At 38.0% G+C, this 19,016-nt stretch carries 20 protein-coding genes; 19 read left to right on the top strand and 1 reads right to left on the bottom strand.

Features of this window, described 5'->3' with window-relative positions; genetic code table 11:
* On the bottom strand, window positions 1–212 hold a 212-nt coding region (locus Q326_RS0107875; RefSeq protein ID WP_034601585.1), incomplete at its 3' end, for a transposase.
* A gap of 188 nt (window positions 213–400) precedes the next feature.
* Here Q326_RS0107875 and Q326_RS17000 point away from each other — a divergent pair.
* From Q326_RS17000 to Q326_RS0107780, 19 genes are all read left to right on the top strand, one after another.
* Window positions 401–1,696, top strand: a complete 1,296-nt coding sequence (locus tag Q326_RS17000; protein ID WP_245592073.1) for a hypothetical protein — start codon at window positions 401–403, stop codon at window positions 1,694–1,696.
* Window positions 1,696–2,946, top strand: coding sequence for a restriction endonuclease subunit S (locus Q326_RS0107865; protein WP_156936272.1), 1,251 nt, complete (start codon window positions 1,696–1,698; stop codon window positions 2,944–2,946). Before Q326_RS17000 ends, Q326_RS0107865 begins: the two co-directional genes overlap by 1 nt.
* A gap of 14 nt (window positions 2,947–2,960) precedes the next feature.
* Window positions 2,961–6,917: a type I restriction endonuclease subunit R gene (locus Q326_RS0107860; protein WP_026894880.1), complete on the top strand. Its 3,957-nt coding sequence runs from the start codon at window positions 2,961–2,963 to the stop codon at window positions 6,915–6,917.
* A 440-nt stretch (window positions 6,918–7,357) separates the two neighbouring features.
* The gene (locus Q326_RS0107855) at window positions 7,358–7,930 is read left to right on the top strand and encodes a hypothetical protein (protein ID WP_026894879.1); all 573 of its coding nucleotides are present in this window, start codon (window positions 7,358–7,360) and stop codon (window positions 7,928–7,930) included.
* 64 nt (window positions 7,931–7,994) lie between these two features.
* Window positions 7,995–8,657, top strand: a complete 663-nt coding sequence (locus Q326_RS0107850) for a Rha family transcriptional regulator (RefSeq protein ID WP_026894878.1) — start codon at window positions 7,995–7,997, stop codon at window positions 8,655–8,657.
* 11 nt (window positions 8,658–8,668) lie between these two features.
* Window positions 8,669–8,890 carry a hypothetical protein gene (locus Q326_RS0107845; RefSeq protein WP_026894877.1) on the top strand — a complete coding sequence of 74 codons (222 nt, stop codon included), beginning with the start codon at window positions 8,669–8,671 and terminating at the stop codon, window positions 8,888–8,890.
* A complete protein-coding gene (locus Q326_RS0107840; protein WP_026894876.1) occupies window positions 8,877–9,320 on the top strand; it encodes a DUF7768 domain-containing protein in 444 nt (147 codons plus the stop codon). Before Q326_RS0107845 ends, Q326_RS0107840 begins: the two co-directional genes overlap by 14 nt.
* The gene (locus tag Q326_RS0107835; protein ID WP_026894875.1) at window positions 9,308–11,656 is read left to right on the top strand and encodes a virulence-associated E family protein; all 2,349 of its coding nucleotides are present in this window, start codon (window positions 9,308–9,310) and stop codon (window positions 11,654–11,656) included. Before Q326_RS0107840 ends, Q326_RS0107835 begins: the two co-directional genes overlap by 13 nt.
* 149 nt (window positions 11,657–11,805) lie before the next feature.
* Window positions 11,806–12,087, top strand: coding sequence for a VRR-NUC domain-containing protein (locus Q326_RS0107830; protein ID WP_026894874.1), 282 nt, complete (start codon window positions 11,806–11,808; stop codon window positions 12,085–12,087).
* Entirely contained in the window at window positions 12,068–13,420 is a 1,353-nt protein-coding gene (locus tag Q326_RS0107825; RefSeq protein ID WP_026894873.1) for a DEAD/DEAH box helicase, read from the top strand. The genes Q326_RS0107830 and Q326_RS0107825 overlap by 20 nt, the downstream gene beginning before the upstream one ends.
* On the top strand, window positions 13,417–13,638 hold the full coding sequence (locus Q326_RS0107820) for a hypothetical protein (RefSeq protein ID WP_026894872.1): 222 nt from the start codon (window positions 13,417–13,419) through the stop codon (window positions 13,636–13,638). Before Q326_RS0107825 ends, Q326_RS0107820 begins: the two co-directional genes overlap by 4 nt.
* A complete protein-coding gene (locus Q326_RS0107815) occupies window positions 13,635–14,060 on the top strand; it encodes a DUF1492 domain-containing protein (RefSeq protein ID WP_026894871.1) in 426 nt (141 codons plus the stop codon). Before Q326_RS0107820 ends, Q326_RS0107815 begins: the two co-directional genes overlap by 4 nt.
* Before the next feature lie 137 nt (window positions 14,061–14,197).
* Window positions 14,198–14,557, top strand: coding sequence for an HNH endonuclease (locus Q326_RS0107810; RefSeq protein WP_026894870.1), 360 nt, complete (start codon window positions 14,198–14,200; stop codon window positions 14,555–14,557).
* A 104-nt stretch (window positions 14,558–14,661) separates the two neighbouring features.
* Window positions 14,662–15,213 (top strand): P27 family phage terminase small subunit, encoded by a 552-nt coding sequence (locus Q326_RS0107805; RefSeq protein WP_026894869.1) that lies wholly within the window; start codon window positions 14,662–14,664, stop codon window positions 15,211–15,213.
* A 20-nt stretch (window positions 15,214–15,233) separates the two neighbouring features.
* Window positions 15,234–16,415, top strand: coding sequence for a methionine adenosyltransferase (gene metK, locus Q326_RS0107800; protein ID WP_026894868.1), 1,182 nt, complete (start codon window positions 15,234–15,236; stop codon window positions 16,413–16,415).
* A complete protein-coding gene (locus Q326_RS0107795; RefSeq protein WP_026894867.1) occupies window positions 16,390–17,622 on the top strand; it encodes a site-specific DNA-methyltransferase in 1,233 nt (410 codons plus the stop codon). The genes metK and Q326_RS0107795 overlap by 26 nt, the downstream gene beginning before the upstream one ends.
* A gap of 81 nt (window positions 17,623–17,703) precedes the next feature.
* The gene (locus Q326_RS18770; protein ID WP_026894866.1) at window positions 17,704–18,387 is read left to right on the top strand and encodes a hypothetical protein; all 684 of its coding nucleotides are present in this window, start codon (window positions 17,704–17,706) and stop codon (window positions 18,385–18,387) included.
* Window positions 18,371–18,613 carry a DUF4314 domain-containing protein gene (locus Q326_RS0107785; protein WP_026894865.1) on the top strand — a complete coding sequence of 81 codons (243 nt, stop codon included), beginning with the start codon at window positions 18,371–18,373 and terminating at the stop codon, window positions 18,611–18,613. Before Q326_RS18770 ends, Q326_RS0107785 begins: the two co-directional genes overlap by 17 nt.
* Entirely contained in the window at window positions 18,613–18,924 is a 312-nt protein-coding gene (locus Q326_RS0107780) for a hypothetical protein (RefSeq protein WP_026894864.1), read from the top strand. Before Q326_RS0107785 ends, Q326_RS0107780 begins: the two co-directional genes overlap by 1 nt.
* The last annotated feature ends 92 nt before the right edge of the window (window positions 18,925–19,016 follow it).

Raw genomic sequence — 19,016 nt, 5'->3', positions numbered from 1 at the left:
AGTTTATCTTCTTTTCTCCATCTCTTAAGTCGATTAGGATTACTATTGGGTATTAATTTGCCTTCTATTCTAGCTTTTCTCTTCCACCCATAGATAGTGTTTGTAGATACTCCTGTTTCCTTAGATACCTGTGATACTTTTTTATTTATTGGCGGAGATATTTGCCTTAATATATCTTCAATGTATTCTTTATTATAGCTCTTATTTTTCATATAGATTGTCATCCTTTCTTTACTCACAATTATTATAACATCTATATGACAACTATTCTAACACAGGGGGAGAAAAGTATTCTGCTCTTGTAACGAAGAGAGCCATTAGAGAAAACGATTATAACCTTAATATTCCTCGTTATATTAATTGTTTAGAACCTGCAGAAAGTTGGGACATTCATGCAACTATGTTTGGAGGAATACCTGTAAAGGAAGTAGACCAATTAGTTGAGTATTGGGAGGCCTTTCCAAAACTCAAAGATGCAATTTTTGAGAAAACTTCTGATGAATATTTATCTGTAAAATGTGATGATATTAGAACAGCCATTAAATCTCATGTATCGTTGGAAAATTATAAGAGAGTATTCTCAAATGCGTTTAGTGATTTTTATGAAAACCTTAAAAATGATTTAATTGAAGAAATTCTTGATGTATCTCCTGAACATGAGAAAGAAAAGTTAAGCGAAGATATTTTCGCAAGAATTGAGAATGTGAAAATTGCAGATAAATATAAAGCGTATCAGATACTTTCAGATAATTGGGATGTGATTTCTACAGATTTGGAAATGATTCAGACAGAAGGATTTGAGGTTATCAATCAAGTTGACCCTAACATGATTCAGAAAAAGAAAGAAGCTAACGACGATGAAGTTCCAGAAGTACAAGATGGATGGAAGGGACATATATTACCTTTTGAGTTAGTTCAAAGAGAGATTCTTACAGAAGACTTTAATGAGATTCACGCGATAGAAAAAAGGTTAATGGAAATCACTTCTTCGTATGCAGAGATTATCGATTCACTTGACGCAGAAGAAAGAGATAGCAGTGTGCTAAATGATACTAACGATGCTTTTGTAGTAAAAGAAGTTAGGAGTTTTGTTGCAGAAGCCCTTAGTGATGTGGAAAGTGATGAAATCAATGCGTTAAAAAAATATTTGGAACTCTCTAAGAAAAAAGAAAAGCTGGATTATATAAATAATTGTGATGTAGTTAAATGGCATTTAATTGAGCAAGGTGCTGATGGGACATATAAGAAAGGCTCCGCTAGAAATAGAATAATGGAATTACAAAGATCATATGAATTCCCAGAAGATACATTTGAATATAAAATAATGACTGTATTATCTCTTATGGAAGAAGAAAAACAGGCAAAAAAAGATCTAAAACAGAAATCAGAAGATCTTCACATTAAAACTAAAGAAACTATTGAAAATCTAGATGAAGACAAGTCTCTGTATCTTCTAGAATTGAAATGGATAAAGCCATTAGTAGATTCAATATTTGCTATTCCAGATGAAATTATTGAAGAATTGATTAGTAAAGTAATTCATTTATATGACAAGTATAGCACTACCTTTTCTGACATTGAAAATCAAATCGAAAACAAAAGTGAAATATTATCAAATATGTTTGATGAGCTTGTTGGTAATACCTATGACATTGAAGGATTATCAGAATTAAAGAAGATTTTGGGGGTAGAGTGATGACTAAAAATAAAATAATGCCTGAAATCAGATTTAAAGGTTTTACTGATGATTGGAAACAGGATGAGTTTGAAAATGTATTTTATCATTTACAGAATAATTCATTCTCAAGAGCACAGTTGAGTTATGAAAATGGAGAAGTATTAAATGTTCACTATGGTGATATTTTAGTTGAATATGGAGAATGTTTAGATGTAAATAAAGCTCTAATACCAAAGATTATAGATAATAACTCTTTAGATAAATATCTCACTTCTTATTTAGAAAATGGTGATGTAATTATTGCTGATGCTGCCGAAGATGAATCGGTTGGGAAATGTTGTGAAATCATTGGTTTTAACAATGAAAAGATATTATCAGGACTACATACAATACCATGCAGACCAAGTGTAAAATTTGCATCTGGGTATTTAGGGTATTATATGAATTCAGACTCATATCATGATCAGCTTTTACCTTTGATGCAGGGGACTAAAGTAAATTCGATTTCAAAATCAGCACTAACAAATACTTATATCTGCTATCCCCCAAATATTGAAGAACAAAAGAAGGTCGCGACCTTTTTCTCTAACCTAGACGACCTTATAACCCTTCAATATCGCAAGCTTGATAAATTAATCATTGTAAAAAAATCTATGTTGGACAAAATGTTTCCTATTGAGGGTGAAAGTGTGCCAGAAGTTAGATTTAGCGGATTTAATGATACTTGGGAAACACGTAAGCTTGGAGAGTGTTTTTCAGAGAGAGTTGAAAGTATGCCTGATGGAGAATTGATTTCAGTGACTATAAATAATGGAGTTAAGAAATTTTCAGAACTTGGAAGGCATGATAATTCTAATGATGATAAATCAAAGTATAAAAAGGTATGCGTTGGAGACATAGCATATAACTCTATGAGAATGTGGCAAGGGGCTAGTGGATACTCTCCATATGAAGGTATAGTTAGTCCAGCTTATACAGTGCTTGCTCCAAATGCGGGGGTTGACTCAAAGTGTATTTCTTATTTATTCAAACGTCCTGATATGATTCAAAAGTTTCAAATTAATTCACAGGGGATAACATCTGACAACTGGAACTTAAAATATCCAGCTTTGAGTGATATTGAGATTTTAATTTCAAAAGATTATCAAGAACAAAAACGGATTGCTGAATATTTTAGTTATTTAGATGATCTCATTACACTCCAACAGCGTAAAGTTGAGAAGTTAAGAAATATCAAGTCGTCGTGTATGGAAAGAATGTTTGTTTAGGGGGGGGGATGAAATTGTATTTTGATAAAGAAACAGATTTTGAAGAAGCGGTAATAAAAGCCTTGATAGAATGTGGTTGGGAATCAGAAGTAATTAGGCATCCTTCGGAAAAAGATCTATTAAAAAACTGGGCTGAGATATTGTTTAATAATAATCGCCAGAAAGATAGACTAAATGAATGTCCGTTGACAGATGGAGAAATGCAACAGATTATGGAGCAGATAAATCTGTTGCAATCTCCTATCAAGTTAAACGGCTTTATAAATGGAAAAAGCGTGGCTATTAAAAGAGATAATCCAGATGACAAGGAGCACTTTGGTAAAGAGATTAGTTTGAAAATATATGATAGACAAGAAATCGCATACGGTGAAAGTCGATATCAAATCGTACAGCAGCCGGATTTCCCTACGAAATCACCGATACTGAATAATAGGCGTGGAGATCTGATGCTATTGATAAATGGTATGCCAGTTATTCATATTGAATTAAAAAAAAGTGGGATACCTGTTAGCGAAGCGTATAATCAGATCGAGAAATATTCCCACGAAGGTGTCTTTAGAGGCCTGTTTTCATTAATACAGGTATTCGTTGCAATGCAACCAGAAGAAGCTGTTTATTTTGCCAATCCAGGAGAAGGTATGAAGTTTAATAAAGCGTTCTATTTTCATTGGGCAAATTTTAATAATCAGCCAATCAATAAATGGGATGAAGTAATATCTAAGTTGCTAAACATTCCAATGGCTCACATGCTTATTGGGTTTTATACTATTGCTGATGCTGATGAAGGTACATTGAAAGTAATGAGAAGTTATCAGTACTATGCAGCAATTGGTATTGCTGATATGGTTGCGAAAAAGAACTGGAAAGATAATAACCAGTTAGGTGGTCATGTATGGCATACTACTGGATCTGGCAAAACTATGACTAGTTTTAAATCAGCCCAGCTAATTGCAAGTTCGCATGATGCAGATAAGGTTATTTTCTTGGTTGATAGAAAAGAGTTAGGAATTCAGTCTTTAAAAGAGTATAGGTCATTTTCGAATAAAACAGAATCTGTGCAAGCTACTGAGAATACAGATATACTTATTTCAAAGCTTAGAAGTGATGATTTAGATAATACTCTAATAGTAACCTCGATTCAAAAGTTAAGTAATATTTCTGAGGAGGCACTGGAACTAAATAAAGCTGATTTAAAGATAATACAATCAAAACGGATAGCAATCATAATTGACGAATGTCACCGTTCTACTTTTGGTGAAATGCTTACGACTATTAAGAATACATTTAAGAATTCAATAATATTTGGTTTTACCGGTACTCCTATTCAAGATGTTAACATAAAGAAAGATAGTACAACGCCAACGATATTTGGGGATGAAATTCATCGTTATACTTTAGCCGATGGCATCAGGGATAAAAATGTTTTAGGATTTGACCCATATATGGTAAAAATCTATGATGATTCTGATTTAAGACAAGTGGTTGCTCTTGAAAAGGCTAAAGCGTCCACGGTGGAAGAAGTTATGGGTGACCCTCAAAAAGAGAAGATGTTTTTTAAATATATGGATTCGTCTCAAATCAAGATGTATGGTGAGAACATTGATGGAAAATGGGTTAAAGGTATAGAAGACTTTATACCAAATGAACAGTATCAAACTCCAGAATATAGAGATGGCGTTATCACAGATATTAAGAAAAAGTGGACTATTTATAGTCGCGGAAGAAAATTTCATGCAATATTTGCTACGAGTGGTATTCCTGAGGCTGTTGCTTACTATAGACTAATGAAAGCAGAAATGCCTGAATTATCTATTACAGCAGTGTTTGATCCTACTATAGATAATGAAGGTGGTGGCTCTCTAGAAAAAGAGGATGGAATTGTTGAAATTTTAGAAGACTATAATGCCAAATTCTCACAGTCGTTTACTATTCCTTCATATGATAAATTCAGAAAAGATGTTAGCTTAAGATTGGCTCATAAAAAACCTTACGATCGAATTACTCGGGATGAGCAAATTGATATAGTTATTGTTGTAAATCAGATGCTGACAGGATTCGATTCTAAATGGGTTAACACGTTGTATTTAGATAAGGTAATGGAGTATGAGAACTTAATTCAGGCCTTTTCAAGAACTAATCGTTTGTATAATCTTGCGGAGAAACCATTTGGTATCATTAAGTATTATAGACGTCCAAATACTATGGAGAAAAATATTGAAGCTGCAGTAAAAGCGTATTCAGGGGATATTCCAACAGGTTTATTTGTTGATAAATTACCAAATAATCTAAGGAATATGAATTTTTTATACGATGAGATAGAGATATTATTTAAAAATGCAGGAGTTACTGATTTTGATAGATTACCAGATGAGACTTCGGTTAAAGCTAAATTTGCTAAGCTATTTAAGCAATTTTCTACTCATTTAGAGGCAGCTATAATACAAGGTTTTATTTGGAGTCAACAAACATATGATGATGAAGATGGTAATAGTATTGTGATGCATTTTGATGAAATGACTTACTATATTCTTCTTGCTAGATATAAAGAATTGGCTAAAGGTGGAGGAAGTGGGCCTGGTGGAGACGTTCCGTATGAAATAGACACACATATTACGGAATATGATACTGAAAAAATTGATGCAGACTATATGAATTCTAGATTTGAGAAATTCATGAAGTTGATCCAAAGTGAATATGACGCTGAATCTTTTGATAAGACGCTTAAAGAACTTCATAAGTCATTTTCTATGCTATCTCAAGAAGAACAAAAGTATGCAAATATTTTCATCCACGATATTCAGGCCGGAAATATTAGTATTATTCCAGGTAAATCGTTTAGAGAGTATATCTCAGAAATGATGAAAAGTGCAGAAAATGAAAGAATTAAACGTGTCGTAAGAAGACTTGGATGCTATGAAAAACTTCTTCATGAAATGTTAGAAAGAAAAGTCACAAAAGAAACCATAGAGGCTCACGGGAAATTTGATGAATTAAAAGCTACTGTTGACCCTCAAAAAGCAAGGTCATTCTTTTTAATGGTTAAAGAGGACAACTATAAAGAATCAAGGCTCGCTATGTATATAGATCGATACTTGAGACATTTCCTCTTGACTGGTGGAGAGGATCCTTATAATAATGTTGATGATAATGAAGGTATAAAAGAAAAAAAGGAAATTGAACATAGTGAAAAAGTAGGGGTTGTATTAACAGAAGAAAAAATGAAAGGAAAATCCAGTGTATCTTCTGTGAAGAGTGCAACGCTGAATAGTTATTATTCAAAAAGTAATGCATTGGCTTGTATGTTAGAGACAGATTGTTTTGCATATGTAGAAGACAAGCTTTGTATCTACGATAGCAAATATATACAACGTGATGAGAATGGAAGAATATTTCTTACAAATTATGCAAAAGAGCATGAGGAAGAGTGTTTCCTTCAATTTGTAGTTGATGATGAAACAGGAGAATTGCATTATATAACATTGCCTGCGGCTATGGCGAGCAAGTCTTTTAATTACTATGATGAAATTAGTGAAGATTTATTAACTCAATATGGGCTTGTAAATGAAATATCAAATGAAATGTTGATAGCCATAAGTGGACTTGACTTTGGAAATGCACTTAAAAAACTGATGAGCAAGCATATATGTAATTATTCTGTAAGACTGTTAAAGTCTACTACGGGGTTAGATAATAATACTATTAGTAACCTAAGAAAGAGTGCAAACCTCACAAAACTTAATGTTGTTTCTACGTGTTTGGGCATAAGTATTCCATTTCGCGTTAGTAACAAGATGCTGCAACTTGCTGAGATATCTTTAAATTCCGAAATACCGGGGAAAAAAGGTCAAGAGAATGGCATATATGATACTCTTCTGCATTTGAAATGGGCAACTGATTATGATGATATCTATGAAGAACTAAAGGAACAAACCTATCATTATTTAATTCATCAACCTCCGATGCGGAAATAAATATATTCTATGAAAGATCAGACTTAAACAAAGTCTGGTCTTTTTTTTTTGCTCAAAATTATTTTTGTTGAACTTTCTTCAACGGATATTAACCAAATAATGTGCGATTTCATAGCAATTTGATAGTTATCAAGAATAGAAGCAGTAAATAATGTTCTTTTACCGTTGAAGTTTGTTCAACGGGCAAAAAGAGCAAAAGTATTATCATTACCATAACAGGAGACAAACCTCCTGAAAATCAATCTCAATGTCCGAGATGCGCATTAGGACGGCGGGATGCATAAGAGTTCAGAACACAGTGATAAAGACTGTGTTTGGAATGAAGATGCACCCACCGTGATTTCCTGCGCCCAATTTTGGACACGTGGAGTCTGTGGTCATCTTCGCCACAGGCTCTTTTTGTACTCCGCCGTCAATGCCCGGACGGAAAGGAGTACAAAATGAAGATTAAAGTACTGTATGAAGACAACATCAAAAACGGCCACAAGTTCTACACCACCATCGAAATCCCAGATGGTGATTACAGCTTAATGCTAGACATCGACTATGAGCAGCGTCTTGCGGAGGCTAAGCCTGAAAAGAAAGATGAGGTTAAACGCTGTGAAACGGTACAAGAAGTATTTGACCTTATCAACAAGCGTGAATACAACGGTTGGAGAAGAGAAACCAGACATATCGATGCTACTCCTAAGATGAAGAAAATGAACGGCAAAGCAGGATATATCCAGGCAGAACCAGATGATAAATCCTTTAACATTATGGACTATCTGTGCACTTCATCTGATGAAGATTCACGAAGTAGAGACTATGAAAATGAAGAAATCACTGGGTGGATCCGAGAAGTCTTAGTTAAGAAACCAGAGTGGGCAGATGCTTTTATTGCAGTTCGCATAAATGGCATTTCTATACGTGAATATGCAAGAACTATAGGAGCTGATGAAAATAATATCACTCAGAAATTAAAGCGGGCAACAATAAAACTTCAAAAAGAATATAAAAACCGTCAGATTTGACTTCTTCCTAAGGCTACCACTTAGAAGGGTCAAAACCTTCAAAAAAATTAAGGAGGTAATTCTGATGAGAGAATTAATACCTAAAGACAAATATGGTGTATTTGCCGACACCCATGATACGGCAAGAGTTGACAGTTTATTTGTAGCAGAGTTCTTTGAAAAACAACACAAACACGTCCTGCGAGATATTACAAGAATTACTGAGCCCAAATCTGGGCTGAGTGAAAATTTTATTCACTCTAATTTTAAGTCAAGTTTCTACAAGGACAGTACAGGTAGAAAGCTACCTTGCTATTTCATGACTCGTGATGGTTTCACAATGCTGGTCATGGGATACACAGGGCAAAAAGCAATGAAGTTTAAAGAGCTTTATATTCGTAGGTTCAACGAGATGGAAAGTTTCATTAAAACCCTTGTGTCTGCAAGACAAGAATTTCCACTATTAACAGCAAACATAAAATTGCTGCATGAAAATCCAAAGCCATATCACTTTAGTAATGAATGTGACATGTTAAATCGCATCGTTGTAGGAATGTCAGCTAAGCAATTTAGATTGGCAAATGGAATTGAAAAAGGAAAAAGCATCAGACCATATTTATCTGATGAGCAGATTACGATGCTAGAAGCTTTGCAAAAAGTTGATGTTGGTCTATTGGTAGCTGTTCCAGACTATCAGCAGCGCAAGCGTCATCTGGAATGGTACAAGACACAATTAGAAAAGAACTAAGGAGGGCTACTATGTTTTATGTGAAAGAAAGACTTAATGATTCCATGGAGATAACTGTAGAAATTACAGATGAAAATGTATTTTGCTACTGCCCTAATTGTGGCACTGAGGTCTCTGTAGATATAGGGGTAATTCTAAGCGATGGTGAGAGTGATCTTTTTGGCACAGCAGTATACTGTGAATCGTGCAGCAAAAAAATTAAGAGGGGAGGCAAGTCTTATGAGCATAAATAAATATAATTCAGAAGGCTACCATGACCCGACTCCTTTTGAAGCGCTCACCAATATTACTAAAGACGAGAAGGCTGCATTAAAACCCGCCTTTAGACCTCTTGTATATATATGTTCACCCTTTAGTGGAGATATCGAAGGAAATGTTAAACGTGCACAGAAATTTTGTCGTTTTGCCTTAGAAAAGGGGAATATTCCTCTGGCTCCGCATCTTATGTTTCCGCAGTTTATGGATGATACAAATGAAGAAGAAAGAGAACTCGCCATTTTCATGGACATCATCCTTATGGGTAAATGCCAGGAAGTATGGGTTCTTGGTGACACCATTTCAAGAGGTATGCGTATTGAAATAGAAAAGGCAAATAAACGAAAGCAGCGTGTTAGATATTTCAATAAAGATTTTGAGGAGGTGGATGCTAAGTGCGTAATCTAGCCATTGCCTACGGAAATAGCCGGCAAGCAAAGAAATGGGTCAATAAAACAATCACCTTTGAAGATTTAAAGGAAAGATTAAAAGTTCCTATTAGAACAACGGAGTCTGCTGAAGAATATGCCAAGTTCAGTAAATCACAAAAGGACAATGCCAAGGATCATGGAGGTTTTGTTGCTGGTGAGTTAAAGGATGGGAGAAGAAAAATTGACGCGGTAGACCTGCGTTCTATGATTGCCCTAGATGGGGACAAGATTGATAAAGACTTTCTAGATAATTATGAGTCTAGAGCGCCCTATACATCGGCCCTGTATACCACACACAGCAGTACAGAAGACAGTCCAAGAGTCAGGCTGGTTTTCCCACTAACAAGAGATGTGACGCCTGAAGAATTTGTTGCAGTTTCAAGATATCTGGCAGAGATGCTTGGCATGGACAACTTTGATGAATGCTCCTATCAACCTAATCAGCTGATGTATTGGCCCAGCACATCTTCAAATGGACACTTTGTTTATAAAGAAGTGGATAAGGCCTGGCTTGATCCAGATGAAATATTAACAGCTCATCCCCAGTGGACAGACCCTACAAGACTGCCCACATCATCTAGGGAGAGTAAGGCCAACACAGCAAGCTATAAGAAGGTGGAAGATCCTCTTGAAAAGGACGGTATTGTCGGACTTTTTAACAGGGTCTATTTCCCTATAACAAAAGCACTAGATAAATTTCTTCACGATATATACCAGCCTACAGAAAATGGAAATAGATACCACCTTACTGAGTCAAGCAGCATGGCTGGTGTTGAAATTATTGAAGGTGGTAAATTCGTTTATAGTCACCATGCCAAAGACCCTGCATATTTAGTTCTTTGTAACGCCTTTGATATTGTTCGTACTCATAAGTTTGGAGATGGTGATGATAAAGCATCCTTTAAAAAAATGTGCGAGTTTGCCATGAAGGATGAAGACGTGAAAAAGCAAGCTACTGCTGAAAGATTAACTGAAGCGGAAGTGGACTTTGAAAATATTGATGGAGACTGGACGAAGAAACTTAGATACCAGCCCCGAAGCCAAGTGCTGGAAAATAGCGTCTACAACTTAAACCTAATTCTTAATAACGATCCTGATTTTAGGGGCTTTGCCTTTAACGAGATGGCCAATCGAATCCAGGTGAAGGGTCCACTTCCTTGGGGAAGACCAGAAGGCAATGCTTTCTGGAGAGATGCTGATACAGCCCAGCTTAAGTCGGTTATTGATATCCGCTACCTTCCATTCTCAAGTAGAAACCATGATGTGGCTTTTACAAAAGTAGCTGATGACAGGCGGTTCCACCCAGTTAGGGATTATCTAAATGCGCTGCCAGCTTGGGATGGTGTAAAACGCGTGGAAGATCTCTTTATTAAATATCTAAAAGCAGATGATACGGAATATATCCGCACTGTGACTCGTAAGACCTTTGCAGCTGCAGTAGCTCGTATTTATGTTCCAGGCATTAAATTCGACTGCGTACCTGTGCTTGATGGAGATCAGGGTATTGGAAAAAGTACTATTGTAAAAGACCTAGTCTCATCAGATTATTATTCAGAAACCTTGTCTCTTACTGATATGGACGATAAATCAGGTGCTGAGAAACTTCAAGGCTTCTGGGTGGTAGAGATTGGTGAACTTGCCGGTATGAAAAAAGCTGACATTGAAAAAGTAAAGGCATTCCTCTCCACATCAGATGATAAGTACAGGCCATCTTATGGCAGAGTAGTTGAAAGTCATCCAAGGCAGTGCATCATCATCGCAACAGTTAATGGTGAGCGTGGATACCTTCGTGATATTACAGGTAACCGACGCTTCTGGATTATAAAAGTTCACCAGAAAAAACAGAAAAAGTCTTGGTACTTCACTGAAGAATATAGGCGCCAGTTCTGGGCGGAAGCCAAAGAAATATGGAAGTCAGGTGAAAAGCTGTATCTGGAGGGAGACGTTCTAGAGGAAGCTGAAAAAGCGCAAAAGGGTGCCATGGAAGCTGATGAGCGTGTTGGTATGGTGGAAGAGTACCTGAATACAAAATTACCAGATGACTGGGATAGCATGGATCTATACTCCCGCCGCAACTACCTAAATGGCAGTGAGTTTGGAAGCTTAGAGCGTACTGGGACGATTACCCGAACTGAGGTAAGCAATGCTGAGATATGGTGCGAATGTCTTAATAGGAACCTTTCAGAGTTAAAGGCTACAGATAGCTACCAGATTGCTGCCCTTATGGCCCAGATTCCTGGTTGGGAACGTACCAGTAGTATTAAGCGTTTGCCGATTTATGGCAGGCAACGACTCTACCAATACGGGAAATGATGAACACAACACAACACAAGATTTTCCCTTATATTCAAAATGCTTTTTCTTAAAAGCACATAGTAAATACCTGTGAGCGCACGCGCGTAAGTAAATATAGGGGAATAGTTGTGAACTTGTGATTCTTGTGTCAGATGGGAGGAAAAAAAATGACTGAAAAATATATAGAGCAAAAACTAGTAAAAGCAGTAAAAGCTATGGGAGGTATGGCCCTTAAATTCACTAGTCCAGGGTTTGATGGTGTGCCAGATAGGATTGTACTTCTTCCCATGGCAAGAATGGCCTTTGTTGAATTAAAAGCACCGGGTAAAAAGATGCGGCCTCTGCAGGTAAGACGAAAAAGGCAACTGGAAGCGTTAGGTTTTTTGGTCTACTGCATTGATGGTGTAGATCAGATTGGAGGGGTGCTTGATGAAATACAATCCTCATGAGTATCAAAGCTATGCAATGGATTTTATCTTATCCCATCCAATATCTGCGGTTTTTCTTGAAATGGGTCTTGGAAAAAGCGTGATAAGCTTATCTGCAATATTTGATCTATGCCTTGATAGATTTGAAATCAGAAAAGTACTGATTATAGCTCCCCTAAGAGTCGCTAGAGATACTTGGCCTGCAGAAATCAAAAAATGGGACCATCTAAAAGGCTTACCCTACTCAGTAGCAGTGGGAACTGAAAAAGAAAGAAAAGAAGCTCTTATGAAAAGGGCCATGGTTTATATTATTAATCGTGAAAATGTAGACTGGCTTATAAGTAAAAGTGGCATTCCTTTTGATTTTGATATGGTGGTTATTGATGAATTATCATCCTTTAAATCTTATAGTGCTAAGCGCTTTAAAAGTCTTTTAAAAGTAAGGCCCAAAGTAAAAAGAATAGTAGGGCTTACTGGAACACCTTCAACAAATGGACTTATGGACCTATGGGCAGAGTTTCGAATTCTTGATATGGGCCAAAGACTCGGTAGATATATAACCCACTATAGAAATGCATACTTTAAACCGGATAAACGAAATGGTCAGATCATCTTTTCATATAAGCCCATACCAGGAGCAGAAGATAAAATCTATGAGCAAATATCGGACATCACCATTTCCATGAAATCTATCGATTATCTTAAAATGCCAGAATGCGTCATAAACAAGGTGCCGGTTTCTATGAATGAAAAGGAGTTGAAGGTGTATTCAAGCTTTAAAGAAGACATGGTCACTAAGTTAGGTGATAGTGAGATAGATGCTATAAATGCTGCAGTCCTTTCAGGAAAGCTTCTTCAAATGGCGAATGGCGCTGTCTATGATAACGAGAACAAGACGCATGTCATTCATGATAGAAAACTTGATGCCCTTGAAGATCTAATTGAAGGGGCCAACGGTAAACCTGTTCTTGTGGCCTATTGGTACAAACATGATCTGGAACGCATTCAGAAGAGATTTACTGTAAGGCAGCTAAAGTCATCAAAAGATATAAAAGAGTGGAACGAAGGGAATATCCCCATAGCTGTTATTCATCCAGCAAGTGCAGGACATGGACTTAACCTTCAAAGTGGCGGATCCACCCTGATCTGGTTTGGTCTGACCTGGTCTCTAGAACTTTACCAGCAAACCAATGCTCGTCTCTACAGACAGGGGCAAAAGAACACGGTTGTCATTCACCACATTATAGCTAAGGGTACCATTGATGAAAATGTGATGGCTGCCCTGAGTAAAAAAGAAAAAACTCAAAACTCTCTAATTGAGGCAGTGAAAGCTAAACTGGAGGTGAAAAGGTGACTGATCCTTATGAAAATTTAGCAAATGCCATAATTTTAATGGCAGTTAAAGATTATAGATGGGCTTTAAATAAACTTGAAAAAAGATCTAATTATGAGCCAGCAAAGATGATTATAAAAGAGGTGGAGAGGTTCTTTCGCTCCAGTTGGTATAGAGAACTTACCTCTGTTGATGGGAATTTCCTAATCGAAAAAATAAGATCGGAGGTAAGTGAATGAAAATAAAAGAATACCTGCATCAGGCCTATAGGCTAGATAAAAGAATCCAATCAAACATTGAGGAAATGGAAAGTTTAAGAGAAATGGCAACAAGTGTATCCTCACCTAGTTGGGATGAAAGAGTTCAAACTTCAAGATGCGAAGAAGCAAAATTTGTAAGGTGCGTGGAAAGAATCATGGATTTGGAAAGAAGGATCAATGCGGAAGTAGATAATCTTATAGCCCTAAAAGAACAGATTAGATTTGTCATCAATGAAGTGTCTAATACTGATGGACGCATGGTTCTACGCTACCGCTACGTTCATAACTTTACCTGGGAGCAAATAGGCGATGCACTTGATGCTGACAGGACAACGGTTTATAGGTGGCACAATGCAGCCCTTAAACATGCAGTGCTTCCAGATGTCCCAATTAAAATATAATTTGCACACTTTGCAACACTTTGCAACAAGATACCACAGTCACCTTTGTGTTATAGTATAATTAGCAAAAAGAATAAACTTAAGCCTTGTGGGTTCGACCTGCAGGGCTTTTCTTATGCCCAAAAGGAGGTGAAGCAGTGCCATATAAACCTAAACGACCCTGCGCCTACCCCGGTTGCAGCAAACTATCAGACAGTGGACAGTACTGCAGTGAACATAAAAAGATTGTTATGAAGCGTTACAACCAGTACCAACGAGATCCTAAGTCCAATAAAAGATACGGCAGGGCCTGGAAACGAATAAGAGACCGCTATATCAAAGCTCATCCTCTTTGTGAGGAGTGTGAAAAGAACGGAAGGATTAAAGCTGCAGAAGAAGTCCACCACATCCTCCCTTTATCAAAAGGTGGTGGCAATGAAACCAGTAACCTGATGGCCCTTTGTAAGTCTTGCCACTCAAAGATCACTGCTGAGAGTGGCGACCGGTGGGGGAGGTAAAATCCCTACGACTAAAAATTCTGGACAGCGGGCTGGGGCATCGTGTGAAAAAACGCAGAATCAAACAAGGGTATAGGCCAATCCCCAAAAAGGAGGTGTGATTATTGGCAAAAGATGGTACAAATAGAGGCGGCCCTCGTATTGGTGCAGGGGCAAAAAAGAAGCCGCTAGCTGATAAAATATCTGAAGGTAACCTGGGCGGTAGGAAACTCACCGTTATGGAGTTTTCAAATACTGCAGATCTTGAAGGACAAGAAATGCCAAAACCAAATAAAATGCTTGAAGCTATACAAAAAGATGGTAAAGCTCTGGTCGCAGGTGAAATTTATAAAACAACATGGAAGTGGCTTGATAAGCGTGGGTGTTCTGCCCTAGTTTCTCCCCAGCTCTTAGAGCGATATGCTATGAGTGTTGCCCGTTGGATTCAGTGTGAAGAAGCTATAACGGAGTATGGATTTCTTGCCAAGCACCCTACTACTGGAAATGCTATTCAAAGTCCTTACGTTTCTATAGGTCAAAACTACATGAACCAGACCAATCGTTTGTGGCTTGAGATATTTCAGATTGTAAAAGAAAACTCTACTGGTGATTACAAAGGAGCAAATCCCCAAGATGATGTGATGGAAAAACTTCTTTCTGCTCGAAGGGGAAAATAATATAGATTGGAGATTATGAAATGAGTAAAAATTATAAAACTGCAGAAAGTGTATGTAAGGGACATCCTGATAAGCTTTGTGATTTAATTGCAGACAGTATTTTAGACGCATGCCTTCGAAAAGATAAGGCCTCAAGAGTAGCCTGTGAAGTTATGGCTACTAAGGGTAAGATTATCGTGGCGGGCGAGATCACCTGCAGCGAAAAAATAAATATTCGTCTCATTGTAAAAAATGTACTTCGTAAAGTTGGATATAACCCAAGGAAATTTAGAGTATCTGTGTTTGTACATCATCAAAGTGTAGATATTGCTTCTGGCGTGGATACGGCTCTTGAAGTAAGAAATGGAATTATAGACCCATATGGTTCTATCGGTGCTGGCGATCAAGGCACTGTTTATGGTTATGCAACAAATGAAACAAGAGAAAAGCTGCCTTTGCCACTACTTCTTTCTCATAGAATTGTTAAGCGCATTGATGAATGTCGCGAAGGTAAAATCATCAAGGGGATTCTGCCAGATGGAAAGGCTCAAGTCACTATTGAGTACAATGGCGATAAACCTATTTGCATTAAAACAGTTGTGGTATCTGTTCAGCATTACAAGGATAAAACAATGGAGAAACTAGAATCAGATATCTTAAACAATGTTCTCTGGCAGTGTTTTGAAGATTTCCCGCTGGATGATGATACGGAAATTCTCATCAATCCGTCAGGACGATTTGTGGAAGGTGGCCCTGCTGCTGATACAGGACTTACAGGAAGAAAGATCATGGTTGATACCTATGGTGGGTTAGCTTCTCATGGTGGAGGCGCACTTTGTGGAAAGGATCCAACCAAGGTAGATAGGAGCGGCGCCTATATGGCCAGATACATTGCAAAGAATATTGTTTGGAGCGGGCTTGCTGATAAATGTGAGGTCGCTCTTTCTTATGCCATCGGAAAAGCAAATCCAGTGGCAGTCAGTGTTAACTCTTTTGGAACTGGAATAATCAGTGATGAGCATTTATGTGAGGTTGTTCTAGAAACCTTTAATCTACGTCCAGCGGCCATTATCGAAAAGCTGCGACTTAGAAATGCAATTTACTCCGATACAGCAACCTATGGACATTTTAATTCCTGTCTATTCCCCTGGGAGAATGTAGACTTTAACTTGAATTTAAGAAAGGCGGCGGAAAGATATGAAGATCGAAAAATTGAAGACTAAAAACCTCATCCCCGCTGACTATAATCCACGTAAGGACTTAAAGCCTGGGGATGCAGAATACGAAAAGCTAAAGCGCTCCATTGAAGAGTTTGGCTATGTCGAACCTGTTATCTGGAATAAGACTACTGGAAGAGTTGTAGGTGGCCACCAGAGATTAAAAGTGCTCCTTGATTTGGGAATGGATGAAGTTGAGTGCGTAGTTATTGAAATGGATGAAGAAAAAGAAAAGGCTCTCAACATTGCTCTTAATAAAATCAGCGGTGATTGGGATAAGGATAAACTGGCCCTACTTATTGCTGACCTGCAGGGTGCAGACTTTGATGTTTCCCTTACAGGTTTTGATCCCTCTGAGCTGGATGATCTATTTAAAGATTCCTTGAAGGATGGCATTCATGATGATGAATTTGATGTGGATGCCGAGCTTGAAAAACCAGCTATGACAAAACTTGGTGACGTTTGGAAGCTCGGACCCCATAGACTTACTTGCGGTGACTCTACCAAGGCTGAAACCTTCATGATCCTTATGGATGGAAAGCAAGCAAATTTGGTGGTGACAGACCCCCCTTACAATGTGAACTACGAAGGGTCTGCTGGAAAAATTAAAAATGATAACATGGGCGATTCTGCTTTCTACGATTTCCTACTGGCTGCCTTTGCTAATACGGAAGCTGTGATGGCCCAGGATTCCTCTATCTATGTTTTTCACGCAGATACAGAGGGGCTTAACTTTAGAAAAGCCTTTTCAGATGCTGGTTTTTATCTATCAGGCACCTGCATCTGGAAAAAGCAATCTCTAGTTCTTGGTAGGTCTCCTTACCAGTGGCAACATGAACCGGTGCTCTTTGGCTGGAAGAAAAAAGGCAAGCATAAGTGGTATGCTGATAGAAAGCAAACGACTATATGGGAATTTGAAAAACCTAAGAAGAATGGATCTCATCCAACAATGAAGCCTGTGGCGCTTGTGGCTCATCCAATTCTTAATTCAAGTCTTAGTAACTGCATCGTCCTGGATCCCTTTGGCGGTTCAGGTAGTACGCTTATTGCCTGTGAACAAACCCAGAGAATTTGTCACACCATTGAGCTTGATGAGAAGTTCTGCGATGTAATTGTTGAAAGGTTTATTTCGAGTGTTGAATCAGCAGATGAAGTTTACCTTATTCGTGATGGAAAAGAATACCGATATAGTGACCTCCTAGAAAATAAATAAGAGAACTATCGAAAGATAGACTTGCTATTTACATCACTTAGAGTGATATATGTAGTAAGAATAAAAAGGAGGTCAAGTATTATGAATATTAATTACAACGTAAGTGGACAAGAACGTAAAAAGCTGGTGAATCTCATTAGCCAAATCACTGAGTTTTCCTCAAAGTACCTGGGTGTTCCATCCTGCGCTTACCAAGTTGGTCCTTACAACATTGGAAAAGATGGAGAGCTAAACTATGACAGTGAAGTGGCACCAGAGGATATCAAGTCGCTAATGCAACACCTTTCAGATGCAGGCTTTGAAGCTGAAGTAGAAGAACCAGCTCCTGCTGCAGCAGAACCTGAGGAAACTGGGCTCATCATCCAGATACCAAAAGACTCTCTTTCCGATGAGGACTTGGAGAAACTTAAGAGACTCATAGGAGCTAAAGGAAATCTTATTAAAAAGGCACTGGGTGTAGATGCCCTTCCCATTGAAGACGATGAAGAACGCATTAGCTTCCCTTGGTTTTCAGAGTTGCCAAATCCAGATGAGATAAAAGCCTACTCGGAGTTCATCACGAAGCTTTGTGAGATGGCGAAAACTCAAAAGAGGATCACCGTAAAAGAGAAAGAAGTCGACAATGAGAAATACGCATTTAGGTGCTTCCTCCTCCGCCTTGGATTTATCGGAGAAGAATTTAAAACCCACAGAAAGATTCTCCTTCAAAATCTTTCTGGCAGCAGTGCATTCAAAGGAGGTGCCCCTAGTGAAACCGATAAGTAAAGAAAAACTGGCTCACCTGCGCAAGCAGTATCCCGCTGGCGCCAGGGTCGAGCTTCTTTGGATGGATGATGCGCAAGCACCACCTGTGGGCACAAAAGGCACCGTGTGGGGCGTGGGTGACATAGGATCCATAATGGTTCAATGGGACAATGGCAGTAACCTCAGTGTGGTTTATGGTGTTGATTCCTGCAAAGTAATCGAAGAAAGATCTGAGGAGGCATTCTAATGAAGGCATTATTTGGTAGAAAGTTCTACAGTATAAAGGAACTAAAAGAAGCAACTGAAGAAGCAAAGGAAGATGGCGTAATAGGATCTGATTACACTGTGGTTCGAGAAGTAGAGCTCGGTGATCTAGAGTTTCAAAATTTCACCAGTAATTTTCTAGAGGACCAGCCTTGGATCAAGAAATCAGATGGAGGAATTAATGAAAAAGGTGAGCTTCGATGTATAAGGGTCATTAACAAAGACACCGGTGAAAAGATACTCACCAATCCTGAAGGCTACGAATATCCTCGCTACACTGCGATTGAAGATTAAACCGACAGGCTAAAAACAAGATTATATTTTACATAGGAACAGGGTGTAATAGCTCTTTTCCTCGTTATAGAAGACCTTAGGGTCTATTTTTT

The sequence above is a fragment of the Clostridiisalibacter paucivorans DSM 22131 genome (assembly GCF_000620125.1).
In the GTDB taxonomy this organism is placed as follows: domain Bacteria; phylum Bacillota; class Clostridia; order Tissierellales; family Clostridiisalibacteraceae; genus Clostridiisalibacter; species Clostridiisalibacter paucivorans.
Note: the sequence above shows the minus strand (reverse complement) of the source record. Positions and strands in the feature narration are given on the sequence as shown.

What these genes read in the sequence shown, in the direction of transcription:
- Q326_RS0107815 (WP_026894871.1), top strand. Translation starts at nt 13,635, where the DNA reads ATGAAAATAAAAGAATACCTGCATCAGGCCTATAGGCTAGATAAAAGA.
- Q326_RS0107840 (WP_026894876.1), top strand. Translation starts at nt 8,877, where the DNA reads ATGAGCATAAATAAATATAATTCAGAAGGCTACCATGACCCGACTCCT.
- Q326_RS0107830 (WP_026894874.1), top strand. Translation starts at nt 11,806, where the DNA reads ATGACTGAAAAATATATAGAGCAAAAACTAGTAAAAGCAGTAAAAGCT.
- Q326_RS18770 (WP_026894866.1), top strand. Translation starts at nt 17,704, where the DNA reads ATGAATATTAATTACAACGTAAGTGGACAAGAACGTAAAAAGCTGGTG.
- Q326_RS0107825 (WP_026894873.1), top strand. Translation starts at nt 12,068, where the DNA reads ATGAAATACAATCCTCATGAGTATCAAAGCTATGCAATGGATTTTATC.
- Q326_RS0107865 (WP_156936272.1), top strand. Translation starts at nt 1,696, where the DNA reads ATGACTAAAAATAAAATAATGCCTGAAATCAGATTTAAAGGTTTTACT.
- Q326_RS0107845 (WP_026894877.1), top strand. Translation starts at nt 8,669, where the DNA reads ATGTTTTATGTGAAAGAAAGACTTAATGATTCCATGGAGATAACTGTA.
- Q326_RS17000 (WP_245592073.1), top strand. Translation starts at nt 401, where the DNA reads ATGTTTGGAGGAATACCTGTAAAGGAAGTAGACCAATTAGTTGAGTAT.
- Q326_RS0107780 (WP_026894864.1), top strand. Translation starts at nt 18,613, where the DNA reads ATGAAGGCATTATTTGGTAGAAAGTTCTACAGTATAAAGGAACTAAAA.
- Q326_RS0107850 (WP_026894878.1), top strand. Translation starts at nt 7,995, where the DNA reads ATGAGAGAATTAATACCTAAAGACAAATATGGTGTATTTGCCGACACC.
- Q326_RS0107855 (WP_026894879.1), top strand. Translation starts at nt 7,358, where the DNA reads ATGAAGATTAAAGTACTGTATGAAGACAACATCAAAAACGGCCACAAG.
- metK (WP_026894868.1), top strand. Translation starts at nt 15,234, where the DNA reads ATGAGTAAAAATTATAAAACTGCAGAAAGTGTATGTAAGGGACATCCT.
- Q326_RS0107795 (WP_026894867.1), top strand. Translation starts at nt 16,390, where the DNA reads ATGAAGATCGAAAAATTGAAGACTAAAAACCTCATCCCCGCTGACTAT.